The sequence below is a fragment of the Nocardia rhizosphaerae genome (assembly GCF_042650365.1).
Lineage (GTDB): Bacteria > Actinomycetota > Actinomycetes > Mycobacteriales > Mycobacteriaceae > Nocardia > Nocardia rhizosphaerae.
In genome coordinates this window covers 532,235-545,943 of record NZ_JBHSBA010000003.1, presented here as the reverse complement: position 1 = coordinate 545,943, position 13,709 = coordinate 532,235, and the positions used below count along the sequence as shown (strand labels likewise).

Annotated in this window: 12 protein-coding genes; 5 read left to right on the top strand and 7 right to left on the bottom strand. The window is 67.9% G+C overall.

Going from position 1 to position 13,709, the window contains the following annotated elements:
- Window positions 1–98 precede the first annotated feature (98 nt).
- The 4 genes from ACFOW8_RS04100 to ACFOW8_RS04085 are packed head-to-tail and all read right to left on the bottom strand — an operon-like array spanning window position 99 to window position 2,243.
- On the bottom strand, window positions 99–710 hold the full coding sequence (locus tag ACFOW8_RS04100) for a hypothetical protein (RefSeq protein ID WP_378545624.1): 612 nt from the start codon (window positions 708–710) through the stop codon (window positions 99–101).
- Window positions 710–1,189 (bottom strand): hypothetical protein, encoded by a 480-nt coding sequence (locus tag ACFOW8_RS04095; RefSeq protein WP_378545621.1) that lies wholly within the window; start codon window positions 1,187–1,189, stop codon window positions 710–712. The genes ACFOW8_RS04100 and ACFOW8_RS04095 overlap by 1 nt, the downstream gene beginning before the upstream one ends.
- Window positions 1,186–1,923 carry a WXG100 family type VII secretion target gene (locus ACFOW8_RS04090; protein ID WP_378545619.1) on the bottom strand — a complete coding sequence of 246 codons (738 nt, stop codon included), beginning with the start codon at window positions 1,921–1,923 and terminating at the stop codon, window positions 1,186–1,188. The genes ACFOW8_RS04095 and ACFOW8_RS04090 overlap by 4 nt, the downstream gene beginning before the upstream one ends.
- Window positions 1,920–2,243, bottom strand: coding sequence for a type VII secretion target (locus tag ACFOW8_RS04085; protein ID WP_378545616.1), 324 nt, complete (start codon window positions 2,241–2,243; stop codon window positions 1,920–1,922). The genes ACFOW8_RS04090 and ACFOW8_RS04085 overlap by 4 nt, the downstream gene beginning before the upstream one ends.
- A 234-nt stretch (window positions 2,244–2,477) precedes the next feature.
- Here ACFOW8_RS04085 and ACFOW8_RS04080 point away from each other — a divergent pair, with 234 nt between their 5' ends.
- Genes ACFOW8_RS04080 through ACFOW8_RS04065 form a run of 4 tightly spaced genes read left to right on the top strand, consistent with a single transcriptional unit; the run spans window position 2,478 to window position 5,589 of the window.
- Window positions 2,478–3,044, top strand: coding sequence for a DUF3558 domain-containing protein (locus ACFOW8_RS04080; protein WP_378545613.1), 567 nt, complete (start codon window positions 2,478–2,480; stop codon window positions 3,042–3,044).
- A 9-nt stretch (window positions 3,045–3,053) separates the two neighbouring features.
- Window positions 3,054–3,443, top strand: coding sequence for a hypothetical protein (locus tag ACFOW8_RS04075; protein ID WP_378545610.1), 390 nt, complete (start codon window positions 3,054–3,056; stop codon window positions 3,441–3,443).
- Complete coding sequence (locus ACFOW8_RS04070) at window positions 3,443–4,825, top strand: hypothetical protein (protein ID WP_378545607.1); 1,383 nt, start codon at window positions 3,443–3,445, stop codon at window positions 4,823–4,825. Before ACFOW8_RS04075 ends, ACFOW8_RS04070 begins: the two co-directional genes overlap by 1 nt.
- A complete protein-coding gene (locus ACFOW8_RS04065; protein WP_378545604.1) occupies window positions 4,822–5,589 on the top strand; it encodes an ESX secretion-associated protein EspG in 768 nt (255 codons plus the stop codon). Before ACFOW8_RS04070 ends, ACFOW8_RS04065 begins: the two co-directional genes overlap by 4 nt.
- 285 nt (window positions 5,590–5,874) lie before the next feature.
- Here the strand turns inward: ACFOW8_RS04065 and ACFOW8_RS04060 are convergent, their stop codons facing one another.
- Window positions 5,875–6,267: a YybH family protein gene (locus tag ACFOW8_RS04060; protein WP_378545601.1), complete on the bottom strand. Its 393-nt coding sequence runs from the start codon at window positions 6,265–6,267 to the stop codon at window positions 5,875–5,877.
- Between the two features lie 117 nt (window positions 6,268–6,384).
- Here ACFOW8_RS04060 and ACFOW8_RS04055 point away from each other — a divergent pair, with 117 nt between their 5' ends.
- Window positions 6,385–6,807: a winged helix-turn-helix transcriptional regulator gene (locus ACFOW8_RS04055; protein WP_378545598.1), complete on the top strand. Its 423-nt coding sequence runs from the start codon at window positions 6,385–6,387 to the stop codon at window positions 6,805–6,807.
- Between the two features lie 96 nt (window positions 6,808–6,903).
- On the opposite strand, the gene ACFOW8_RS04050 is transcribed toward ACFOW8_RS04055, so the two are convergent.
- Window positions 6,904–8,448, bottom strand: a complete 1,545-nt coding sequence (locus ACFOW8_RS04050; RefSeq protein WP_378545595.1) for an acyl-CoA carboxylase subunit beta — start codon at window positions 8,446–8,448, stop codon at window positions 6,904–6,906.
- Window positions 8,445–13,637: a polyketide synthase Pks13 gene (gene pks13 / locus ACFOW8_RS04045; RefSeq protein ID WP_378545592.1), complete on the bottom strand. Its 5,193-nt coding sequence runs from the start codon at window positions 13,635–13,637 to the stop codon at window positions 8,445–8,447. Before pks13 ends, ACFOW8_RS04050 begins: the two co-directional genes overlap by 4 nt.
- Window positions 13,638–13,709 lie beyond the last annotated feature (72 nt).

Here is a 13,709-nt window from a genome sequence, read left to right as displayed (position 1 = left end):
TACCCCGCAGCATTGCCGAACGCGGTGCCTGTCGCTGCTCCGAACAGGATCTGGCGACAGCGGGAGGACGTGGTGTTTGCGGGATTTCATGGCGCGGATCACGCTGCGTCGAATGCCGCGTGGAAGCGCGGGTGGGCGTGGACGGCGATGTAGCGGCGGTCGGGGGTGCGGCGGGCGCGCCATTGGGGGCGGGCGCGGCTGAACAGGAAGGCGGCCAGGAGCAGGCCGCCGGGGATCCAGCCGGGGAAGATCGCGTAAGCGAAGTATCTGGTGAGTTCCGTCGCCCCCTGCTGGACGGTGGCGAGGGCGCCGACCACCGCCACGACCCCCGCGAACACCGTTGCCAGGCAGAGGAACTGAATGACATCGACCCGGCGTTTGCAGCGGCGGCACATCCGCATCCGCACGTCGAGGATCGCATCGGCTTCCGGTTCGGGTCCGCCCATTCCCGGCAGGAACCGCCGCCGGCCGAGGCGACGCACCGTGCTGCGCCCGAACACGCTGCCCGACTGATACTCCTCGGTGCCGCAGAACGTGATCGCAGCCTCGTACTCGGTCTCCGCGGCCAATCCGTGTTGCAGACAGAGGTCGGGCAGGTCCGCCGCAAGTGCCAGCCGCGCGAGGCCGCGCCGATCCACCGGATTGGCGCCGTTCGCGCTCAACACGGTGGGGATCAGCACCTCGGACGCAGCATGTTCCGGTCGGGTCATCAACTGAGCCAGCCCTTTTGGTTTCGTTCCCGGAAGTAGAGGTCCTCGTCGTCTGGTTCGTCGGGGGAAACGACCCGGTCGCGATTCGGTTTGCGAGAGCCGGGAATCACCCTGCCCGCGGTGGGGGCAGGGGGCGTGGTCGGTTCCGACGCAACGGCGGCGGCCTGCTCGGCCTCGAGCTGGTTCCGGACACGCTCCAGCTCGAGGCGGCCCTCCTCGGCCAACCGCGCTCGCTCTTCGTCCGACAGCGCGCTGTACTCGGCCATCGCGGACGGCAGCACTCCATCGAGCACCCGGTTGAACGCCTCGCCACGCGCGAATTCGCGGACACTGCCGCGCCCGGCCAGAATATTCGCGATCTGCTCCTGCAGCGCCCGGTCTCCCGAGCCGCGGGCGATGGCCCGCAGCGCGTCACCGACCTGCCGGGAGACCGCCGCGTCACCGCGCGCGACATCGAACATCGGTTCCGGCTCTTTCACGCCACCCCCTGGTGATCGTAAGACCCGCCCGACATGGCAGGCAGCGCCGTCGAACTGACCTCGGCGACACCGGCGAGGACCACCGCGGCCGCCCCTTCGGCGCTGAACACCCAGTCGGTGAACTTGCCGAGGACATCCTGCCAGCGGGCGATGATCGTCACCAATTCGAACGCGGCGGAGGCGATCGTCGCCGCCGAGCCTGCCGCCCCGACACCGGTCGCCGCCATCGTCGCCGCCGCCGCGTACTTGATCGCGGCGATGATCGCGTTGTCGAAGATCTCCTGTAGCAGTCCGCAAACCACCTGCGCGCTGTAATAGGAGGACAGGGCGAATTCGTCGATCGTGGTGCTGATGTCTTTCAGCTTGCTCACCTGCGTCGCGAGCGCGCTGGTGACCGAGTCGAAATAGGTCTTGGCGGCTTCGGCGGCATTTCCGTCCCAGCTCGCATCCGCTTCGCGCGCCGCCGTCTTGATCGCCTGCGAATAGTCGCTCAGATAGTCCGACATATTGCCGACCGCGGTTCCCGCCTTCTGCAGCGCCTCCCAATCGCCTGCGATCTTGTTGGTCGTGTCGGTGAGCGGGTCGTAGCCGATCGTCGTCTTGAGGACGTAGTTGATCCAGTAGGTCGGCGAGATCGCGTTGCCGTTGATCACCAGCTCCACCAGATCGGGAATGGGATCGCTCGGCTGCGGTTCGGCAAGCGCCGCCACCGGCTGTTCCGTCGTGGTGGTCACTTCTCATCCCCCGAGTAGGTCTTGTCCAGCGCGGCGGCGGTGGCGTAGTCGGTGGTGCGATACATCTGCGCCGCGCCCGTGAGCTCGGTCGAGGAGTTCTGGGTGATCGTGCCGAGGGTCGCCAGGTTCGTCTCCAGCGCGCTGAGCAGCTGGTGCAGGGTATTCGCGACGGTGGGGAAGAACAGCCCACCCGCGTTGTCCTCGACCTCGAGCCACTGCTTGGCGTACGTGGTGGCCTGGCCGTTCTCGGTGGCCAGCGTGGCCAGGACTCCGGCGAAGCTATCCAGCTTGTCCGGTTCGACCTTCAAGTCGTCGGCCATCGTTCCTCCGTCAGTGTGCAAACAGCCCTACATCTGCTTGGACGCGCCGCGGCGGGATTCGGTTCCCTCCCCGGCCGCGACCGCGACACCTGGCACGGTATCCGACCGCGACATCCGGCGCGTACCGCCGGTTCCACCCCGCGATCGATGCGGATAGGGTCGGCGATCGGGGAACCGATTCGTGGGTCGGTGCGTCCAAGACTTGTGAGCACGTGGTGACGCCGAGGACAGGGAGTGGTTGTGCAAAGCGCTTGGAAGATGCGGGTGGCGGTCGGCGCTGTCGCGGTGTCGGCCGTGCTGGCCGGGTGCGATGGGGGTGGGCAGACGGCGGCTCCGCAGACGACCGTCCGGGATCTCGACTCGATCGTGGTGTTCAACGTGTGTAGTGAGTTGAGTGATGAGGTGTTGCGGGAGGTGGGGTTGGATCCGGCGACGAAACGGGTGGTGACCGATCCACCGACCGGGCCGTCGACTTGGCGGGTGTGCAACTGGAAACCACTCGACGACCGCTATGGAAGCGGAAATCGACGAGTCGGCGTTTTCTCCACCAGCCATACACTGGCGGAGACACGCGCCAAAGAAGGCCTGCGCAATGTGCGATCCACGAAGGTTGCCGACCGGGAAGGGTTGGTGTTCTCCGAGAGCAGCGACCCCGACAGCTGTTACGTGGCGTTCGAAGCAGAGCAAGGCATGTTCGAGGTCCATGTCGGCTGGCTGAGCAGCAGCGGCGCACGGGCTGGTGAGCTCTGCGATATGGCCGCCCGATACGCATCCGAGCTCGAGCCCCATCTTCCTGAGTAGGACTGGCCCATGACTGATCAGGCAGCGTACTGGCGCACACTGAAACAAGAAGCGATCGCCGGCGAATTCCGGATGGAAGAAGGCTTGGGCGAGGCGCTACGTTCCGCCTGCGCGCAGTACGTCACCGACCTCGAGGACCTGGGGTTCCAGGCCAAGGAACTCGCCCACCTCTCCGGCTGGGGCGGCCTCGACACCGCAGTCCTCCTCCGCCAGAAGTTCGAAGCCAAGGCCGTAGCCGGAACCGCCGACGACCCGAACGATTCGGCCGCCAACCGCCTCGCCCAGCACATCGAGATCGCCGAACTCATGCGCGATACCTTCGCCGCCGCGATCGGCAAACTCCAGACCGTCGACGGCCAGAACGCCGCCGGAATCACCGCGACCGGACAGGGAATCTGATGGCACTCCCCTTGATCGCCGCGATCGCGGCCGTCGCGGCGGTGGCCGAGGCCGACCGGATCTACGGCAACTACAGCACCGCGCACGACGAGGCGAAAGCTCGTGGCGAGCTCGGCGACGCCGCGAATGATGCTGTCAGCGAGGACCGTTCGATCATCCAAGGCGAACGGTCCCGGCTCGAATCCGGCTTCGACGGCACCTACGCGTCGCCGGTGCTCACCGGTAAGCTCGATGACTTCTCGACGCTGTCGCATCAGCAGATCTGGGACGCGTTGAACGGGACGGGTGATCAGCCCGGAGTCTCGGCGGGTGAGATCAACGCCGGGGCCGATGGCTGGCGTCGGCTGGTCACCGGGATGTCGGAGGCGGTCACCACCTTCCGTACCAGGATCGACACCGCGATCAATGACGGCTGGTCGGGCACCACGGCGAACGCCGCCATCGATGGCGTCCGCGGCTATGCGACGGAGGCGGAGAAACTGCCGACCACGTTCCAGATGGTCGCCAATGGGATCGACCTGATGGAAGGCGCACTCCTACAGGCGAAGATGGCCATCGACGAGCCCAAAGAACTGTCCTGGGACGGGAAACTGACCAGCTGGGTTCCTGGTGGCGGCCTGCTCAAGACCGAGAGCTACCGCGCCGACGAGGCCGAACGCGCCGCGCAGGAAATCCTGGAACGGGTCTACAAGCCGCAAGCCGCGACTACCGACGAGAAGACTCCCGTGCTGGCCGTGCCGAAGAATCCGGTGGTCGAGGGACAGCCGGTGGACGACGGCACCGGTGGCGCGGGCACGAACAACGGCAATGGCGGCAACAACGGTACGACCCCCAACGGTGACCAGGGCACGCCGCGGACGACGACACCGCAGACCACCACCCCGGAAACGACGTCGCCGTCCACCGAGAACCCCGGGGACGACACGGGCGACGACAGCGACGACGACACCACCACCTCGTCGACCACGCCAGAGGACCAGCAGACGACACCCGCCGGGACCCAGCAGAATCCTGGCACGACAACGCCGGGCACGACTCCGGGTGGCACGACTCCGGGCACCGGCGGGCCCGGATCCACCGGCTCACCCGGCACGACCTCGCCCGGTTCGGGCACCCCGCTGTCCCCGACCACCGGGCGCGCCGTGCCCGGCACCCCGGCGACGGGCACACCCGCCGCCGCGGCCGCGGCGGGACGTGGTGGCAGCACGGGCGGTCGCGGCATGATGGGCGCTCCCGGCATGATGGGCGGCGGCGGACGCGGCGCGGGCAACAATGATGACGACGAGCACAAGACGCCCGACTACCTCATCCAGGATCGCGAATCCGAGCTCATCGGTCAGCTGCCGCCGACCCTGCCACCGGGCGGTGTGATCGGCGCATGAGCAACGGAACACGCTGGCAGCTGGACGGACTCGCGTTCACGATCGCGCTCGAGGCCAACGGTCGCGACCGGCTGCCCTACCCACTGCGCTACAAACCCGAGTTCCGCGAGACCACCGGGGAATTCGCGGTCCGGCGCGCGCGCAGCGCCCAGCGTCTACAGCGGGTCTACGACGAGTCCTTCCATCGCGCACTCGAAGTTCTGCTCGAACCACATACCCGCGTGGAAGTTCAGGGATTTCACGGTCCCGGCCAGCGCCAAATGGTCGGCATCCACGCCGGCGTCATCGGCGCCGAAGCCGTGTTGGCCGTGCAATTCTCGGAGCGGACCCAACGCTGCGGCGGCGACATCGCGCTGAGCTGCCACCCCACCGGTCAGGTAGCGGAGGCGATCGTCGCCCTGCTGCCGCACTGCCAGGGTGGCGCCGAACCCCGCTTCGAGGGCAGGCGCAGCGACCTCGACACAGCCGTCTACTCCCACCACCCCACCAGACTCTCCGACACCGAACGCCTGCAACGCTTCCTGAAGCGCCACCGCACCGGCACCGGCGACATCACCGTCTACCCCGGCTTCGAAATCGACGCCCGCCCCACCACCGACGGCACCGGCTTCCTCTGGCTGGACTACCCGAACGACGGCCGCTACCTCATGCAACACCACGACGCCGAGAACTTCACCGTGATCCCCGGCCCAGCAGCGGAAATCACCCGCCGCCTGCACACCCGCATCACCAGCGTCGATCAGCGCGCCACCCATGTGCGCTGATCGACATCCCCATCGCCGGACATACGCGGCCCGGTTCCGCAACCTGGCCGCCTGCCGCATACCGATCGAGGCGGCACCGCCGGAATACCGTGAGCCGCTGTGGATCGTCACCACACCGACTCGACCGCTACCTCCGATATGCGGCAGACACGGCCGACCTGCCGTGCGGTTCCACACCGGTTCACACTCGTTCCGGCGAGTGATGTTCCATCGAGACCCCCTTTAGAGGCAGCGAAGGGCACTGGATTCCCGGGGTGGGCGCGGAACCCACCCCGGAAACCGGGACTACACCTGGTCCGGGATCAGGCGCGCGCCGAAGGGGTTGTCCAGCAAGATCTTCCAGGTGGAATCCGGCTGCCTGCGCAAGGTGGCGACGGACAGGCCGCTCTCGGTCACCTGGGTGCCGTCGGGGGCGGTTCCGCTCATGGTCCACGGGGCGATGTGCAGGGCGGTGTCATCGGCGAGCATGACCTCGTGCCCATTCTCGTAGTGGAAGGCGGGGCGCAGGGCGGCGAACTCCGCGAATCCGGCGCGGAGCTGCTGCTCGCCGTTGGCGAGCTCGCCGGGGGCGAAGGCAACGACCGCTTCGGGCAGGTAGTACGACAGCACGGCGTCGACATCACCGCGCTCCAGTGCCGCGGTCATCGCGGCCACGGTGTCGATCACGTTCTGTTCCATCAGGAATCCTCGTCTTCTCGAGTCCTCGGCACTGGCCCGGCGACCGGCATGCCATCGGGCCATCTGCATTCAACCACAATATTTGTGTCATGCAAATGTTAACGATAAGCTGGCGTTATGAAGCGAAAGCCGGGCAAGTCGACCTGCCCGATGAACATGTTCCTGGAGATCTTCGGCGACCCGTGGACCCTGCTGGTCCTGCGCGACATGCTGCTGGTCGGCAAACGGCGCACCGGCGAGTTCCTCGACTCCGACGAACACATCTCCACCAACGTGCTACTCGACCGGCTCAAGCGTCTCGAAGCCGCGGGCCTGGTCCGCCGCGTCGGCACCGGGGCCCGCAACCAGGTGCACTACATCCCCACCGGCAAAGCCGCCGACGCCCTGCCCGTGCTGTTCGCGATGGCCTTGTGGAGCATGGAACACGAACCGCAGGCCGCCCCCCTGCAACGCGTGATCAGCCGCATCCGCGCGGACCCCGACGACTACATCGCCGAGATCCGCGCCGACCTCACCCGCGAACTGGCGGAAGCGGGGTGAACGGACTCGCTGGCTCGACGGACGAGCAGTAGAAAACGGGCCGCCTCGTGCGGCGGCCCGTTCGGGTCAGAGTGGCAGGGCTCAGAGTGGCAGGGCTCAGAGTGGCAGGACGTGGTGTTTGCGCGGGTTGCGCTGGATCTTCTTGTCCTGGAGCAACTTCAACGCGCGGCGGATCTCCAGGCGGGTGGCCGCCGGTTCGATGACCGCGTCGATGAAGCCGCGTTCGGCCGCCACCCAGGGGGTGGCGACGTTGGCGTTGTAGAAGTCGATCAGATTCTGGCGGATAGCGGCGCGCTGATCCTCGGGGGCCGCGGCGATCTGGGCGGCGCCGAGCAGGCTCACCGCGCCCTCGGCACCCATCACCGCGAGGCGGGCGGTCGGCCAGGCCAGGTTGATGTCGGCGCCGAGCTGCTTGGAACCCATCACCGCGTAACCGCCGCCGTAGGACTTGCGGACCACCAGGGTGATCTTCGGGACCGAAGCCTCCACGTAGGAGAACAGGAACCGGCCGCCACGCTTGATCACGCCGACCTTCTCCTGCTCCACACCCGGCAGGAAGCCCGGCGTGTCGACCACGAAGACCAGCGGGATCTCGAAGGCGTCGCACAGGCGAACGAAATGGGACGCCTTGTCGGAGGCCCGCGCGTCCAGGGCACCGGCCGAGGCCAGCGGCTGGTTGGCGACCACACCGACGGTGCGACCGTCGACCCTGGAGAACCCGGTGATGATGTTCTGGCCGGTGTCGCCGCTGATCTCCTTGAACTCACCGTCGTCGAAGATGCGCACCAGGATGTCGTGCATGTCGTAACCGGCGTTGTCGGAATCCGGCATGATCGTGTTCAGCTCACGATCGGAATCGGTGATCTCCGGCTCCAGACCGGGATTGACCACCGGCGGCAGTTCCTGGCAGCTGCTCGGCATGTAGCTCAGATATTCACGCACCCACTGGAACGCCGCCGCCTCGTCCTTGGCGACGTGGTGGATGTTGCCGTACTCGGCCTGGGTCCGAGCGCCACCGAGTTCCTCGAGGCTCACGTCCTCGCCGGTGACCTCTTTGATGATCTTCGGACCGGTGACGAACATATGCGCCGATTCGGTGGCCACCACCACGTCGGTGCAGATCGGTTCGTACACCGCGCCGCCCGCGCAGTTGCCGAGGATCAGCGACACCAGCGGCACCATGCCCGACAGCGGCTCCAGGTTGGTCGCCATCCAGGCGTACCAGGCCAGCGAGCTGATCGCCTCCTGCACGCGAGCGCCACCGGAGTCGTTGATGCCGACCAGCGGGATACCGACCTTGGCGGCGTACTGCATGATGCCGCACAGCTTTCGGCCGAACGCCTCACCCACCGAGCCGCCGTAGACGGTCTGGTCGTGCGAGAACACCGCCACCGGGCGTCCGTCCACCAGACCGTGGCCGACGACGACGCCATCTCCGTAGAGGGCGTTGGCGTCACCGGGTTTACGGACCAGAGCGCCGATCTCGACGAAGCTGCCCGGATCGAGCAGCATGTAGATCCGGTCGCGGGCACTGGGAATGCCTTTACGCGCCCGCTTCTCGATCCCTTTCGCGCCGGCCGGTTCTTTGGCCAGTTCCAGGCGCTGATTCAGATCGACAAGCTTTTCGGCGGTCGTGCTCACTTCTCTCCCTTTGCGGAAATCGCGGCCAGTTTGGCGGCGAGGTCGGCCCCGATCTGGCCGATCCGCGGTTCGTCGACGATCTGCAGGTGGTCGCCCGGGATGTGGACGATCTCCAGGTTCTTCACGTACTCGTCCCACCCACCGTTCGGTTTGCGGTGGGCGAATCGCGGCTCGAGCTCGATCGCACCGTCGTGGTAGCGGTCGGCCAGGTAGAGCACGACGTCACCGTCGTACTGACGCGGCCGAACCTGCTGCAGTGCGCGGGTCTCGATCCACGACGTGCGCTGATGTTCCAGTACACCACCGGGAATCTTGGCCCCGGACAGCTTGATCAGGTCGCTGATCATCGCGAACTGCTCGGCGTCGGATGCGGCGGCCAGTTCCTCGATCTGCGCACGGTCGAGTTCGGCGGGGACGTTGTAGGTCTTCTTGGCGAAGGCCTGGTAGCGCTCGAGGCGGCGGACGCGCTCGGCGGGGCTGTTGTCCTCGTCCTCGACGGTCATCGCGAGGTCGATCAGGCCGACGTGGCGCACGTCGGCGCCTTCCTCGCGCAGCAGCTGCCCGACCTGCATGGCCAGCACGGCGCCCAGCGACCAGCCGTAGAGCACATACGGGCCGTCGCCCTGGATCTTGCGCAGCTCGGGCAGGTATTGGCGGGCACGTTCCTCGATCGAACCGTCGACCCGCTCGATGCCGTACATCGGGGTGTCGGCGGGCAGCCGCTTGAGCAGCGGCTCGTAGACGAGGGTGTTGCCGCCGGCCGGATGGAAGACGAACACCGGTGTGGCGGTAGACCCTTCGGCGCGGGCGCGCAGCGGGCGGATGAAGCCGTCCACGTCGGCGCCGCTGTCCTGCAGGGTGCGCACCACCTCGGAGAGCTGTTCGATGGTCTCGCAGTCGAGCACGTCATCGACAGTGACCTCGGCCTTGACCCGCTCGGTGAGGCGCGCCGCCATCTTCTCGGCGACCTCCTCTTCCAGGATCGGCAGGGTGTTGAAGATGCCGCCCGGCGAGGTGCCGGTGACGACCGCCCAGGTGGCGTAGGCGAGACGCTCGGCCGCGTCACGTGGCGGAACGTTGTCCTCATCGCCCGCCGGTGCGGAGTAGTCGATATCCGGGGCGGCCTCGGTGGCGGCCGGCGCGGCTACGGCGGCGGTCTCCACGGCAGGCTCGACAGCGGCTTCCGTTGCCGGCGCCGCAGCATCCGCCGAAACCGATTCGGCAGCAGCACCTTCCGAACCAAGCTCGGCCCCGGCGGCCTTCGCCGCGGCCAGCGGGTCATCCCCCGCGGCGATCGCCGCACGGGCCGCCTCGACGAAGTCGGCGTCGACGCCGATCTCGACATCTTCCCCGGCCGCCTTGGCCGCGGCCTGCTTGGCGGCCATCGCCTCGACCTCGTCGCGGTGCTCGATGGCGTAGCGCAGCACCTTCGACACCTCGTTGAGGCTGGCGTCGCGGACGGCGGAGATCTGCAGCTGCGGGATGTCGAACTCGTACTCGACGCGGTTCTTGATGCGCATGGCCATCAGCGAATCGAGGCCGAGTTCCATCAGCGGGATCTCCATCGGCAGATCCTCGACGGCGTAACCCATGGATTCGGCGACGATCACGCACAGTCGCTGCTCGATGGTCTCGCCGCCGTTGGGGTCCCAGCGGTCGCCGGTCGCCACGGCCACCTCGGCGGCGGTGGGCTCGTCGGCGGCCGGTTCGGCCACGGCCACAACGGGTTCGGGCAGCGCAGCGCCGGAGGTCACGACGGCGTCGAACAGCAGCGTGAAGCCGCCCGCTTCTCTCGCGTGGACCTGCACCGAGGCTCCGCCCAGATGCGGGGTGAGGGTCGTGGTGAGCGTGCCGGAGGTCGGCAGCGCGGCGTGCGGGTGCGACACCGAGACGGCGACGTCCGAGAGCACCTGCGCGGCAGCGGCTTTCACCAGCTCGTTCAGGTCGGTGACCGAACCGGCTTGCACCTCCCAGGCGTGGCGGCCGTCGGGCATCGCCACATGCGCGCCGGGCACGCGAGTGTTGCCACCGCCAGCCGACATCGACACCTTGGGCCAGTACTCCTTGCGCACGAACGCGGTACGCGGCACATCGGCGTACTCGCCCTCGGGCAGCAGCGAACTCAGGTTCACGGCGTGGCCGTGCACGTACAGCTGGGCGAGCGCGCCGATCACACCGGCCGACTCGTCCTCCTTGCGCTTGAGCGTCGGGATGAGCTGCGCGTCGTGCACGCCTGCGGCGAAGGTGGTGCCGAGCACCTGCATCAGCGCGACGGAATTGGGCGCCAGCTCGAGGAAGGTGGTGTGCCCGGTGTCGACGGCGGCCTTCACCGCGTTGGTGAAGTACACGCTGCCGCGCATGTTCTTCACCCAGTACGGCTCGTCGTGGATCGGATCCGAACCCGGCTTGAAGTACAGACCCTCGTGCACGGTCGAGTACAGGCCGGTGGTGAGCGAGGTCGGCTCGATACCTGCCAGTTCGGCGGCGAGTTCGCCGAGCAGCGGATCCATCTGCGAGGTGTGGCCGGCGCCGCGGGTGGGCAGAATGCGGGCGAACTTGCCCATGCCCTCCACCTCGGCGACGATCTGTTCCACCTGCTCGCGCGGCCCGCCGATGACGGTGTTGGTCGGCGCGGCGTACACCGCGCACTCCACGTCGGGGAAGCGTTCGAGCAGCTGCGCCACGTCGTGGGCGCTGAGTTCGACGAGCGCCATATTGCGCACATCGTCCTCGGTGATCATCTGCTCGCCCTCGCCCATCAGGCGGGAACGGGCGCAGATCACGCGCACCGCGTCCTCGATCGAGAGACCGCCCGCGATGTAGGCGCCCGCGACCTCACCCATCGAATGGCCGACCACGGCAGCGGGTTCGGCGCCGTGCGCGCGCAGCAGCGCCGCGAGGCCGAGCTGGATGGTGAAGATGCCGACCTGGCAGGTGCCGACGTCGTAGTCCTGCTCGTCGTCGAGGAACATCTCCCGGATCGAGTAGCCCGCCTCGTCCTGCACCAGCTCGTCGACGGCGTCGACGGTCTCGCGGAAGATGCGGTTCTCGCCGTAGAGCTGCTTGGCCATCTTGCGATGCTGGGAACCGAAACCGGACAGCACCCAGACCGGGGCGTTCGACGCCGGAGAGTCGGCGGTGAACACACCGGCGCCCGGCTTGCCCTCGGCGATCGCGCGCAGACCGGCGACGGCCTCCTCGTGCGTCTTGGCCAGCACCACACCGCGCGAACGCTGGTGGCTGCGCTTGGCCAGCGCACGGGCCACGTCGGCCAGCGGCACGTCCTTGCCCGCGCCCTCCAGCCAGTCGGCCAGGTCGGCGGCGGCGCGCTTGCGACGCGAGGGCAGGTAGGCGGAGACGGCCAGGATCACCGGCAGCGGCTCGGCGCGCTCGCCGTCCCACTCCAGCACCGGCTCGGCCGCGGCCTCGGTGATCGCGGTGGCCTCGGCGACCACATCGGTGGTCTCCTCGCCCTCGATCTCCTCAGCGGCCACCTGCGCCGCCGACACGTCCTCGACCACCGGCGCGGTCGGCACGTACTCCTGCAGCACCACGTGCGCGTTGGTGCCACCGAAACCGAAACCGGAGATGCCGACGGTCGCCACCCCGCTGTAACGCGGGAACTCGGTCGGCTCGTCGACGACCGCGAGATGGGCCTGCTCGAACGGGATGTACGGGCTCGGGCCCGCGTAGTTGATGTTCGGCGGAATCACGTTGTGCTGGAACGACATCAGCACCTTGGCGAGGGCGGGAACGCCCGCACCGGATTCCAGGTGGCCGAAGTTGGTCTTCACCGAACCGAGCAGGGCGGGCTTGTCGGCATCGCGACCGCGACCGATGACGCGGGCCAGCGCCTCGGCCTCGATCGGGTCACCGATCGGGGTGCCGGTACCGTGCGCCTCGATGTAGTCGACCGAGGACGGGTTGATGCCGGCGTCACGGTAGGCGCGGCGCAGTACGTCGGCCTGGGCCTCCGGGTTCGGTGCGAGCAGACCGTTGGAACGACCGTCGCTGTTGACCGCGGAGCCCTTGATCACGCCGTAGATGTGGTCGCCGTCGCGCTCGGCGTCGACGAGCCGCTTGAGCACGACCAGGCCCGCGCCCTCGGAACGGACCATGCCGTCGGCATCCTTCGAGAACGCCTTGATGCGGCCGTCCTCGGAGGTGCCCGGCGCGAAACCGAGCGTAGTCATCGGCATCAGCAGCATGTTCACGCCACCGGCGAGCGCCACATTCGCGTCGCCGTCACGCAGCGCGCGCACCGCCTGGTGCACCGCGACCAGCGTGGACGAGCACGCGGTGTCGACGGTGACCGAAGGGCCACGGAAGTCGTAGAAGTAGGACACCCGGTTGGCGATGATGCCGTTGGAGCTGCCCATGATCGCGTAGCCCTCGGCCGAGGCCGGGATGTTCGGATCGGCGTTGCCGAGCGCCAAGGCGGCGAGCATCTGGAAATCGCTGGTCGAGGAACCGATGAACATGCCGACCGGCGTGCCCTTGAGATCGCTCGCCGGAATCCGCGCGTGCTCGAGCGCCTCCCAGGTGAGCTCCATCATCAGGCGCTGCTGCGGATCGATGCGCTCGGCCTCGAGCGGCGAGGTCGCGAAGAAGTCCGCGTCGAAACCCTTGACGACGTCCTGATCGAGGTAGCCGCCCCTGGTCTTGCCCGCGGCGACGGCGGCCGCGATGGTGGGGTCGCCGAGGAATTCGTCCCAGCGGCCCGCCGGCAGCTCCCGGATCGCGTCACCGCGACCGATGATGAACTCCCAGGTGGACTCCGGGGTGTTCCCCGCGCCCGGCAGCCGGGTCGACAGGCCGACCACGGCGATATCGTGCGCCTCACCCGGCTGATAGGCGGCGGCGTAGTCCTCGATCGCCTCGGCGGGCAGCTCGGGCTCACCGTTGACGATCACCTCGGCCAGCGAAGCGATCGTCGGGTGCTGGTAGACCACGGTCGGGGTGAGAATGACCCCGGTCAGGTCCTCGATGTCACCACCGAGAGCGAGGGCATCGCGCGAAGCCAGCCCGAACTCCTCCATCGGCCGGTCGACGGTGATCGCGTCGACCGACTGGCCGGTCGCGTCGGCGACCCATCTGCGCAGCCATTCGCGCAGCTCGGCGACCGAAAGATCACCGTCCGGGGTGGAGGTATCAGGGTTCGGGGTGGGCGTGCCCTCGTTCTCAGCCATCAATTCCTCAAGCTACCTGTCTGTGTACAGGGCGCGCCGTGGAATGACGCCCGACGTGTGTGTCACGCCGGG

Bases quoted from the DNA above. Each gene is read 5' to 3' on its own strand.
- ACFOW8_RS04065 (WP_378545604.1), top strand. From the start codon at position 4,822: ATGAGCAACGGAACACGCTGGCAGCTGGACGGACTCGCGTTCACGATC.
- ACFOW8_RS04100 (WP_378545624.1), bottom strand. From the start codon at position 710: ATGACCCGACCGGAACATGCTGCGTCCGAGGTGCTGATCCCCACCGTG.
- ACFOW8_RS04085 (WP_378545616.1), bottom strand. From the start codon at position 2,243: ATGGCCGACGACTTGAAGGTCGAACCGGACAAGCTGGATAGCTTCGCC.
- ACFOW8_RS04070 (WP_378545607.1), top strand. From the start codon at position 3,443: ATGGCACTCCCCTTGATCGCCGCGATCGCGGCCGTCGCGGCGGTGGCC.
- ACFOW8_RS04075 (WP_378545610.1), top strand. From the start codon at position 3,054: ATGACTGATCAGGCAGCGTACTGGCGCACACTGAAACAAGAAGCGATC.
- ACFOW8_RS04060 (WP_378545601.1), bottom strand. From the start codon at position 6,267: ATGGAACAGAACGTGATCGACACCGTGGCCGCGATGACCGCGGCACTG.
- ACFOW8_RS04055 (WP_378545598.1), top strand. From the start codon at position 6,385: ATGAAGCGAAAGCCGGGCAAGTCGACCTGCCCGATGAACATGTTCCTG.
- pks13 (WP_378545592.1), bottom strand. From the start codon at position 13,637: ATGGCTGAGAACGAGGGCACGCCCACCCCGAACCCTGATACCTCCACC.